The organism is Alkalihalobacillus trypoxylicola (assembly GCF_001590785.1).
In the GTDB taxonomy this organism is placed as follows: Bacteria; Bacillota; Bacilli; order Bacillales; family Bacillaceae_D; genus Alkalihalobacillus; species Alkalihalobacillus trypoxylicola.
Window position 1 is genome coordinate 253,363 of the sequence record NZ_LTAO01000023.1, and the last position, 11,542, is coordinate 264,904.

General features: G+C 39.2%; 7 protein-coding genes and 1 pseudogene. 1 reads left to right on the forward strand and 7 read right to left on the reverse strand.

All coding sequences use genetic code 11. From position 1 onward, the window contains the following. Positions 1 to 11 precede the first annotated feature (11 nt). The 5 genes from AZF04_RS13780 to AZF04_RS13800 all read right to left on the reverse strand — a co-directional run bounded on the left by AZF04_RS13780 (position 12) and on the right by AZF04_RS13800 (position 6,263). Positions 12 to 1,448 carry an aldehyde dehydrogenase family protein gene (locus tag AZF04_RS13780; protein ID WP_061949221.1) on the reverse strand — a complete coding sequence of 479 codons (1,437 nt, stop codon included), beginning with the start codon at positions 1,446 to 1,448 and terminating at the stop codon, positions 12 to 14. Between the two features lie 29 nt (positions 1,449 to 1,477). Next, entirely contained in the window at positions 1,478 to 2,518 is a 1,041-nt protein-coding gene (locus tag AZF04_RS13785; RefSeq protein ID WP_061949222.1) for a homoserine dehydrogenase, read from the reverse strand. 26 nt (positions 2,519 to 2,544) lie between these two features. Beyond that, on the reverse strand, positions 2,545 to 3,768 hold the full coding sequence (locus AZF04_RS13790) for a M20 metallopeptidase family protein (RefSeq protein WP_061949223.1): 1,224 nt from the start codon (positions 3,766 to 3,768) through the stop codon (positions 2,545 to 2,547). A 4-nt stretch (positions 3,769 to 3,772) separates the two neighbouring features. After that, entirely contained in the window at positions 3,773 to 4,969 is a 1,197-nt protein-coding gene (locus tag AZF04_RS13795; protein WP_061949224.1) for a cystathionine gamma-synthase family protein, read from the reverse strand. Between the two features lie 91 nt (positions 4,970 to 5,060). After that, positions 5,061 to 6,263, reverse strand: a complete 1,203-nt coding sequence (locus tag AZF04_RS13800) for a M24 family metallopeptidase (RefSeq protein ID WP_061949225.1) — start codon at positions 6,261 to 6,263, stop codon at positions 5,061 to 5,063. A 374-nt stretch (positions 6,264 to 6,637) separates the two neighbouring features. Between AZF04_RS13800 and AZF04_RS13805 the strand changes: the two genes are divergently transcribed. Next, entirely contained in the window at positions 6,638 to 6,880 is a 243-nt protein-coding gene (locus tag AZF04_RS13805; protein WP_045478435.1) for a DUF362 domain-containing protein, read from the forward strand. 86 nt (positions 6,881 to 6,966) lie between these two features. Here the strand turns inward: AZF04_RS13805 and AZF04_RS13810 are convergent, their stop codons facing one another. Both AZF04_RS13810 and AZF04_RS13820 read right to left on the reverse strand, forming a co-directional pair. Beyond that, positions 6,967 to 8,655, reverse strand: a complete 1,689-nt coding sequence (locus AZF04_RS13810) for a PucR family transcriptional regulator (RefSeq protein WP_061949226.1) — start codon at positions 8,653 to 8,655, stop codon at positions 6,967 to 6,969. Between the two features lie 809 nt (positions 8,656 to 9,464). Then, positions 9,465 to 11,542 (reverse strand): annotated as a pseudogene (locus tag AZF04_RS13820) (efflux RND transporter permease subunit); the annotation flags it as partial.

The following is an 11,542-nucleotide window of genomic DNA, read 5'->3' on the forward strand; positions in this document are numbered from 1 at the left end:
CATAATCTCCTTTAATCATCTAAGAAACAAACGACCTTCTGTTCCGTCATATCATCAATGGCTGCTGCAATCCCTTCACGACCAATACCAGAACCCTTAATACCACCAAAAGGCATCGCATCTATCCTAAAATCACTACTATCATTAACCATTACTCCACCAACTTCTAACTCAGCGATTGCTTTGTTTGCTGCTCTCAAATTATTAGTGAATATTCCGGCTTGCAGTCCAAAATCAACGGAATTCGCTTCAGCTATAGCGACCTCTAAGCTGCCAACAGAAAATATTAAAACGACCGGACCAAATATCTCTTCCTGCGCAATTGGATCTAACCGATTCACATTGGTTAAGACGGTTGGTTCTACAAAGCTTCCATACCTCCGGCCTCCTATTTCTATAACCGCCCCTCTTTCAGAAGCCTCCTCAATTAGACGCTCCACACGCTTCGCTTCTTTTTCATTAATGAGTGGACCCATACTTGTTTCTTCTAACAGCTTCTTTCCACATTTGATTTTTTGGGTCTGCTCCACAAACCTTTCCACAAATGAAGAATAAATTTCTGTTTCAACATATATTCGTTGAACACTGAGGCAGTTTTGACCAGCTGCCCAAAAGGCGCCTGATACGGTAGATGACACCGCTTTTTCCAAATCAGCATCTTTTAAGACAATGACGGGAGAATTCGAGCCTAGCTCCATACTTAGCTTCTTGAGTCCTGCTTTTTTAGCTATGGTTTCTCCAATATGCCGACCACCTGTGAAGCTAATCATACGAACGCTAGGATGTGTGACTAAAATATCCCCAAGCTCAGCACCATATCCCGTTACAATTGAAAGAATATTTTCAGGCAAACCAGCACGATCAAAAGCCTCTGCTAATAACAAAGCACTTATAGGGGTTTCTGAGGCAGGCTTTACAATAATCGCATTTCCCGAGGCAATGGCTGGACCAATCTTGTGCGCTACAAGATTTAATGGATCATTAAATGGTGTAATAGCGGCGATGATTCCAATTGGGAAACGATAATAATAGCCATGTCTTGATTCACTTCCTGGCATCTGTCCAAAAGGAATCGTCCTTCCTTCCACTCTCCTTGCCTGCTCTGCACTAATTCTTAACGTTTCTACCGCTCTACTAACCTCCTTCCTCGCTTCCTGGATCGTTTTACTACCTTCACTCGCTATCGTAATCGCATACCTTTCAGAATCGTTTTGTACATGATCAGCCGCCGTATGCAGAAGCCTCATCCTTTCATGGATGGGAAGGCTTGCCGATGTTTTCGCACCTAACTTAGCTCTTTCAATACAATAAATCATATCTTCCTTAGAAGCAGCCGGGACATAATCTATCAAGCTATAATCCTCTGGATTGGTTACTTCGATTAATTCTGTTCGCGTAACCCATTGACCAGCTAAATACATTTTTTGATTCATTAATTTTAAATCCATAGCGTTCCTCCTTCATTAAGACCTGATTTTTATTGAGCTTTGCTCATATGAATCAAATCGATTAATAGAGAACATGCCGTTTCAGTTTGACCTGCCCCAGCTCCCATGATTGTAACCGGCCCTAATAAATCACATTCAAAAGTAACGGCATTAGTCGCTCCACTTACCCCTGCCAACGGGTCAGTTATTGAGAGCTTTTCTGGTCCTACCTTAGCGAGAATAAGCCCTGCTTCCTCCCGAACATTAGCTAAAAGCTTCCAACGCTTTCCTTCTTTTTTAGCCTCCTCAATCATCTCAGAGGAAATGGACGTAATGCCTGCACACTCAACTTCTTCAACCTTAAGTTCCCCACCCATCAAATGATTGGCTAAAATAACCGCTTTATAACGAGCATCTAGCCCTTCTACATCACTGGATGGATCAGCCTCTGCATAACCAAGATTTTGAGCTTCTTTTAAAGCGCTCTCATAAGAAATTTGTTCGGATTCCATTTGCGTCAATATATAATTGGTAGTGCCATTTAATATTCCTCTAATCTCCGAAATTTTATTCCCCTTTAATCCCACGTCAGGTAAACGCAAAGTAGGCGTTCCGCTCATTACAGTACCCTCAAATCCCCACTGAACCTGATTACTTTTCGCTAACTGAGATAATTTCTGATAAGCTAATGCCACGGGGCCTTTATTAGTCATGACGACATTTTTACCATTATTAAAAGCCACTTCACAATGTAATATCGCTGGCTGACCTGTTTTTACATTCGTATAGGATACCTCTACAATCGTGTCAGCGTTACAATCTTTTATCGTTTGTAAACTATCCCAGCCTCGTATTAATCCTGGTTCATCTGAATAAGAATCTAGATGACCAGAATCTTCAATAGCCTGCAATGCTTTCTCGATATTTAATCCTTTCGAATGATAAAGAGAGCCTTTTTGTACATCTGAAATTGCTACAATACTCGCTTCAAAACCCTCATTACTTTTTAAGCTTTCTTTTTTTTCTAACAAAATTTTTGCCAAGCCCTGTCCGACAACCCCAAAACCAATAAGTGCTAGTTTATGGGTCATGTTTTCACCTCCAAAAAAATGAACTCTTACTCTCTTGATAAATGAAATTGTTCAAAATAATCGATGACCGCATAAACCAAGATTTCAACCCCTAGCTCGAGTGCGGCTTCATCGATATTAAATGTCGGTGTATGAAGATCAGTTGCTTTATTTTCATGGTCACTGCATCCTAAAAAAAACATCGAAGCTGGTAACTTTTGAGCTACAAACCCAAAGTCTTCTCCTCCCATTCCGTAAGGCTTTGTTATAATCTGATGAGCATCATCTATCTTTTTGACTGCTGAGCGTACAAGTTTATTAAGAAAGGGATCATTGTAGAGTGCAGGCTCTCCCTTTTTGATGGTTAGTTGATAATCTCCTTCCAAAGCCTTAATAACCGAAAAGGCTTGCTGTAATTGATTCTCTAATAATTGTCTAGTAGACGGATGATAGCTTCTTATTGTACCTCTTAAACGCACATCAGTTGGAATAATATTCGTGGCAGTTCCAGCTTGGATTTCTCCAATACTAATGACTGCATGTTCCAATGCTGACACCTTCCTTGGTACAATGCCATGGATAGCTTGTAATAAAAGCCCTAGCATCCAGGTAGGATCTGTCCCCTTTTCTGGATATCCACCGTGGCCTCCAGTACCTTTTATAACAGCTTCAAACTCATCAACATTTGCCATACTGTAACCATCATTTATTTGCACAGAGCCAAGAGGTAACCAAGGACACATATGCAGTGCAAGCGCAGCGCTTACTTGGTCATAGACCCCTGCATTAATCAAGTAGCTTGAGCCAGAAAGTCCGTGTTCATCAGGTGTTTCCTCTGCGGGCTGGAAAATAAATTTGATGTTCCCCTTCAGTTGACCAGCTCTAGCTAATTCTGATAGTACATGAGCAACACCAAGTAGAATCGCTGTATGTGCATCATGACCGCATGCATGCATAACGCCATCTCGACTTGAACAGTAAGATACTTCATTTTCCTCTTGAATAGGCAAAGCATCTATATCGGCACGTATGGCTAATGTCGGTCCGTTCTCGGCATGTAAATGCCCTATTACACTAGTGCTCAAACCAATAGCCGTCTCGATCTTTATATTTACGTTTTTAGAAAGCTCCTCCTTTATATACCTCGCTGTTTCGAATTCCTTAAAGCTTAATTCGGGATATTGATGAATATGACGTCGCCACTTCACAAGATGGTCTCTTTGAGAGTGGATGAGCTTTTTAATAGATAATGCTCTTTCTCCTTCCTGCATGCTGTTATACCTCTAACCCAGCTTCCACACTAGCAAAGGCCTGTTCAAAATCAGCTATAATGTCTTCTGAGTTTTCAATGCCACACGATACACGAATCAAGCCTTCTGGAATACCCATTGCCGCTCTTTCTTCAGGAGTACATTCAACATGACTCGTCGTTCTTGCTGGTCCAACAGTTGTCTCCACAGCTCCTAGGTTCGCAGCACGATGCGCATATTTGAGCTTAGGTAATAAAACTCTTACCGTATCCATCCCACCATGAACCGAAAAGCTTAGCATTCCTCCAAAGCTCTTCATTTGATCTTTAGCAATATCATGATTAGGGTGACTCGTTAACCCTGGGTAGAAAACCTGTTCTACTAACTGTCTATTTTGCAAATACTTTGCCAGCTCTAAAGCATTCTTCGATTGTTCTCTTACTCGTAAATGCAAGGTTTTCATTCCTCGTAAAGTAAGATAGGCAGCCATCGGATCCATTGTCGCTCCATTAATTTCACGATAATGATAGATTCTTTCTACTAAATCTTGTGCTCCACAAACCACTCCCCCTAATGCATCCGCATGACCACCAAGAAACTTTGTTGCACTATGAATCACTAAATCCGCACCTAAAGAAAGTGGATTTTGGTTCATTGGTGTACCAAACGTATTATCAACAATCACTAATGCTCCTGCACGCTTTCCTGCAGCCGCCATTCGCTTAATATCTGTAATTTTGACAGTAGGATTTGTTGGTGTTTCTAAATAAAGAATCCGACAGCCTTGCTCAAGCTCCCTTTCCATTTGCTCATGATCACTCGTATCACATAGTGTTACTTCTATTTGTTGTCTCGGTAAAAACTCAGTAAATATCTTATTTGTTCCTCCGTACGTATCTTTTATTGAGATTATTCGATCTTCCGGTAATAAAAATGTCGACAACGTATTACTTATTGCCGCCATTCCCGTTGAAAAGCTTGTCGCTGCTTCAGCACCCTCCAATACCTTTACTTTGTCTTCAAATGCTTGAACCGTTGGGTTCGTATTTCGTCCATAAATATGCCCCTTCTTTTTCCCTATCGCAACATCGTACCAATCATCCATATCATCATAGTTATACGCAACACTCAGTACAACGGGTACTTGAGTAGCACCGTGCACTAGATAATCCTTTTCACCTGCCCACACAGCATTTGTTTCCTGCTTACATTCATGATTCATATAGGAAGCCTCCTCAATTAATCAGTTATCAATGATCATCTAAAAAATAATTAGATTAAAGTTTTAATATTAAGAATAATCTGATTTATATTTACCCTACTGGGTCAAGATTTTTAAAAGTCGAATCATCTTTTACTACTAATTCTCTTGGTAATGTTACTAGCGGCTCACACCCTGTCGACGTAATACGCAAAGATTCGCTTATTTCAAAGCTATCACCCTCCGACCAGATAGCTGGAATTAAATGAAACGTCATATTAGGCAAGATTACCGTCTTATCTCCTTTTCTAATGCTTGCCGTATGCTCACCCCAGTCTGGAGGATAATTTAGCCCCATCGAATAGCCAAGCCTTGATTCTTTGAACACTCCATATTTTTCTACAGTGTTGCGCCACACTTCTTCAATTTCCTCACATGTAACACCTGGTTTTATAAATTCAATACAAGTATTGAGTCCCTCAATGACTACTTCAGAAAGGTTTTTCATCGAGATCGTAGGTTGACCAACATGAACAGTCCTTGCAAGAGGCGCATGATATCTTTGGTAACATCCTGCTATCTCCAAAATGACGGTCTCCCCTTTTTTATATGGGGTATCTGTCCAAGTAAGATGAGGAGTTGACGTTCTTTCTCCCGATGGTAATAAAGGTACTATTGCGGGATAATCACCACCATATTGAGAAGTTCCTTTTAACTGTGCATAACTTATTCGAGCAGCAACATCGCAACCTCTTACTCCTTCATTCACTGCATCTATACCTTCTAACATAGCATTATGCGCAATCTTGCCCGCCTTTTTCATTAAAGCTATTTCAAGATTTGATTTAATGATACGTACCCAATTCACTAACAAAGTAGCATCATGAAAATGGGCATTTGGTAAACCATTACAAAGTGTCTGATAGCACTTGGCTGAGAAATAGTAATTGTCCATTTCAACACCTATTGCTCGTTTATCCTGACCGATTTGTGTCAATATTTCAGCGACAAATTCCATAGGATGCCTTGTTTGTGATTGAACGTATTTGTCAGGATACGAAATAATATTTTCGTGATATAGCCATGTCGTTACTTTTGCTCCATTAGCATCAGCTGTTCTTCCTATCCAAATCGGCTGCTCTTCATCATCAATGACGATGAGTAATTGATCGACATAGAATGACCAACCATCATATCCTGTTAAATAATTCATATTAGCCGGGTCAGTCACTAATAGCACCTCTATACCTCTATATTCCATCCTTTCCTTTGTTTTTTTCAATCTTTCCATATATTCAATCAATTCGAAGTTCACCACATACACCACCTTTAGAGACTTAATTTCGTTTCATTTTTCCTTTGTTTTTATTATATCGAGAAAACATAAATAGGGATATTCACCAAGTTGTATGAATTTTCGGATTAATAATAGTCAAATTAGCGTACATCATCGTTTGATTGTCTAACAAAAACTTGTGTATACTAAAAAAGCAAGATACTTAGTGATGGCTATAAAGTTACCTTTCTGAATGTTTTTAATTCGATAAAATAGGGAATTAAAAGCAAAAAGTGCGCGTTTTATGAGATCAATGAAGCTGGGTCAATAGGTAGATTTTGCTCTACATAATGCTTTTTTTACAGTGAAGAACGTTTTTGAAAACGAACGATATTAGGAGAGGAGTTGTTTTTTTGTCTTATGTGATACTAAGTCCATGTGTAGGAGAAAAAGCAGGAGAATGCGTTGATGTATGTCCTGTTGATTGTATTGAAGAAGTTGAAGACCAATATTTAATAAATCCTGAAATATGTATCGATTGTGGCGCTTGCCAAGTTGTCTGCCCTGTTGATGCGATAGAAGAAGAATATGAATTGACTCCAGAGCAAATGCCATATCTAAAAAAAGCAGAAGAGTACTTTGGTATCGAAGGTTAAAGACACCATGTAAACATATTAAGAAAGCATAAAAAACGCCTACAAAATATGTTGGCGTTTTTGAAATGGGAAATCTAGATTAGGATTTATTGGTGAAGCCCTAACTTCCACGCTTTTATACTTAAATCGAGCAAAAATAGATGCTCAGGATTATTTAAAGATAATCGAGTTAAAGCTTCAATTTTTCTTAAACGATATAATAACGACTGGCGATGGAGATTCAAAGAACGAGCAGTCTGACTCACATTTCCTCTAAATTGATTAAAGGCTATGAATGTACCAATTAAGTCCATCTGCCTCTCTTCGTCGTAGTGAACGAGCGGCTCAATCGTCTCGAGCACAATTTCTCGCATTTCTTCTTTTTCAAGTAATTGTAGAAGAACCCTGTCAAGCTTGGTCTGTTCATACCATGTTCTTCTTGTTCCCTTACTTCTTCCAATTTTTAATGAACGATTCGCTTGTTGGTAGCTTTCATGGTAGTGTTTAAAGGTAGCTATTCGCCTCCCTATTCCCCAGGTAATACTAATTTCTGGAATTAAATGTCGCATTCGTCGATCCACATGGTCTAGAAAGTCTGTAGCATACTCATGCTCTGTTTGATGTTGTATTTCAAGATAAATAATAAGTTTATCCCCTTCACGCGTAATCATTAATTGTCTTTCTAAGGTCTTTCCTGCAAAAAAAAGCTCCTCTTCTATATAACGAAACATACTATTCTTCCATTGCTCCTGAGAATAATGTTCTTTTTGTCTTTTTTTATCATAAAGAATATCCAACCCCTCTGGAAAACAAAGAATACAAACATAAGGAAGCTGCAGTTGATAACCTAATATTTGCGAACGAGAAACGGCTTGCTCATATTTAGAAATATAGCCTCTTGCTAATTCAGCTACAAAGTCACTTCGTAACCTTAGCTCTGTCTCTTCTATTGCATTCTCCCGTGAAAGCCATAAAGCAATGGAGGTTGCTGCGTGTTCAAGCACATGTACACGTCTAGAAATTAAAAAACTTTCGACTGAACAAGCTTTTGGAATATCCACATATATATAACCTTGTGGCTCTCCAGATACCTTTAGAATCGGAATTTGCAATAATAATTGACCTTCCTTCGAAATTTTTTCAAATTTTTGAATTAGAGGATCATGATTTTGCTTGGTTACTTGCTTTTTCGGTAGAATGCCTTTTACTACATCTTGTTTCCATTTATTTAAGAATATCTCTGTGTACTGGTGAGATTCTTTAAGATTTCCGTTTTGGTCGGTTAAAAAAACCGGCGCTTCAACATGTTTTTCTATATAGTGTAGGATTTCTTTAAGTTTCCTTTCAGCTAAAATGAAATAAAGTAATTCTTGCTGTATTTTCTCAGAATATTCTCGGTCCTTATTGGATTGATTACTTAATTCCTTCATAACGGTTTCTACAATATTCGCAAATCGCACTTCCCACGGTATCGTAATAATCATAAAATCATGTTTGTTTGCAAGTTCTATTGCTTGCTGAGGTATATCAAAAAGAAACCTACCTAAAGCGACCATTAAACCTGCAGCTTCTGACTTTATCACATCATGAACAAAATCAATAAAAAGCTCTGGATTACTTTTGCATCCTATAGCCGTTGTAAGAACTACCTCGTTTTTTCTCACAAAATTTTCTACCGGCAGCTCAATAACAGAAATCCATTGCACATCAACCGTCGCCTCTTCCCCTTTTCCTGAAATAACCTTGGCATCTTTTAACAATGGCTCTTGTAATACATCTTTCATCGATACGCTCATTGCTAAAACACACTCCCTTTCTCCTCAATTCTTTCAACACTATTCCCCATACAATCAAATCCGAATCTATTATTAGTTCATAAAAGCTTTGAAAGCTTTGTACCTCTTAAATTAGCTTATTTGAATCCATTTCATCTTTATAATGAAAACCGAACGATTTGGTTTTTGATTTTCACTTTAGGTAGATGCTTTCCCAAGGGCTTGTCTTCAGCTAACTCCGACTACGCAAAGCTTCGTCAGGGTGGATCTTCACACTGCGCTCATCCTTTGAGAGTCACTACCTACCGTTACAATCAATGTGTGAATTCGCAAACATTCAAGACATTTTTATAATAAATGTTCCGTTTGATTCACATATAGAGCCATTATGAAATTCACTTATTTATTAAAATTATGATGAATTACTACATTTTCCTGCTTCAAACTAAAACTTTTTTATGAGATGCCTCCAATTCGAGGGTGGGACAATACTCACGAATCAATGATTCCACTCAATTTAGGCTTCCGCCTGTTCGCTCTCCCAAGACACTTCGCGTTTATTTGGGTGCTGCCGAATGAACTTTTAAAAAAAAGTGGATCTCGGCATGGCCACTTCCTCCCACTGGAGTCTCCGTTTCTTGTGTCCGCTAAGTTTAAAAAACCCTCCTTTTTCGAAAAAGGAGGGTTCATGGTTCGTTATGGATGTTTTCATCCATTACACATTATGTCAAGTTTCGCTAATAGGATGTTTTGAAAGACGTTTTGTCCCGGTCTTATCCTGATTATGTTTCATGATTCTCTATACCATACAGATTTAACCTTACAATCGATTAATTTTCGAGTACTTCTTTACGGTTTTTCTTAAATAATTTGGAGAGAAGCTCATACACAATCGGCACAATGACTAAGGTTAATAAAGTCGAGCTTGCAAGACCTCCGATAACCGTAATAGCTASACCTTTCGATATCAGTCCACCACCACCAGCTCCAATAGCTAGAGGAATTAAGGCTCCCATTGTGGCAATAGCGGTCATCAAAATAGGACGAAGTCTCGTCACCTTTCGATATCAGTCCACCACCACCAGCTCCAATAGCTAGAGGAATTAAGGCTCCCATTGTGGCAATAGCGGTCATCAAAATAGGACGAAGTCTCGTTGCACCGGCTTCTAATATGGCATCACGCATGTTCATACCATCACGTTCCATATGAATGATTCGGTCTACTAAAACAATGGCATTGGTTACGACAATACCTATTAACATGAGTAGTCCCATCATAACYGATACAGAAATYGTTTCTCCTGCTATCCACAAACCAACAAATGATCCGATAATYGCAAATGGTAGAGAGAAAAGAATGGCGAAAGGYGCTAATCCTTCCCCGAAAGTAACCACTAATATAAAGTACACGATAGCAATCGCTGCTAACATGGCTATACCTAATTGTGTAAAGGTTTCCTCCATATCAGCTGTAACTCCTGCTACACCTGTCGTCACACCAGATGGCATCTCAAGCTTATCAATCGCTTCATTAACCTCCGTATTGTGTAAAGGTTTCCTCCATATCAGCTGTAACTCCTGCTACACCTGTCGTCACACCAGATGGCATCTCAAGCTTATCAATCGCTTCATTAACCTCCGCAGTCGCTTTCGTCATATCATCGTCTAAAATGGTGGCCGAAACAGAGGCATAATATTCGCCCTGACTACGTGATAAAGTGTTTAAAGTGGTGCCTTCCTCAACAGTAACAAGGTCYGATAAAGGCAAACTYGTTCCTAAAGCCGTTGGTACTTCCAGCTCTAGCATTTCCTCAATCGAGTCCGGTTGATCGAGTGCCTCTCTTTGAACGACCACTTCTAATGTACGCTCATTATGATCAATGGTCGTTAGAACTTCCTTACTATGGTCGTTCATCAGCATCATGACCATTTGACCGGTTGTCAAACCATACTGAAGTAATTCATCTTGTTCAACCTTTAAAACATGCTCTACATAAGCATCCTCTGCACTTGAACTTACATCAGCAAGACCTTCTGTYTCRTTCATCACTTCTTCCACTAAACCGACCGCTTCATTTAAACGGTTTAGGTCTTCACTATAAAACGTGTAGCTAAGCTCATTTGTGCTCATGTTCATCGAAGCAAAATCTTGACTTTTCCACTCTCCTGATTGATCGATATTGAATACATAGTCCTCAATTTCCTCTCTTACCTCAGGAAAGTTCTTCATATCAGGGTCGAAGGTAATGAACATGAGGGCTCCTCCTGAACCTCCGCCCATCATTGCGGACATGGCATCTCCATTATTATTCATAGAAAATTGGAGAATCTCGATATCATCACGCTKCAATAATTCATTTTCTACTTCTTCAATATTTYCTATGATTTGTTCACTCAATTCACCGGAAGAAGGAGTATAAGTTAAATACATCACCTTCTCCTCTTCACTCCCGAGGAAACTAAACCCAATAAATGGTGTTAGAAGTAAGCTTCCCACTAATAAACCAATGGAAATAAGAGAAGTAATGATTTTATGGTTTAATGTCCATTCTAGAACACCTTTATACCAATGAGCTAGCTTACCCACCTCTTTATGCTTACTTTCTGATTTCTCAGTGTATAGTTTTTTCTTAAATAGAAAATGAGAAAGTGCGGGCACAATGGTGACGGCAACTAGTAAGGAAGCRATAAGMGCAAATGTCATCGTTAACGCAAACGGAAGGAATAATTCTCCCACCATTCCACCTACAAATACAAGTGGAGCAAATACGGCTACAGTGACAATCGTCGAGGACAGGATSGGCTTAAACATTTCAATGGTCGCTTCCCGAACAAGAGCACGCCCTGTCAGCTTCTCTTCTTTTAAATGTAATCTTCTATATATATTTTCCACAACAACAATAGAGTC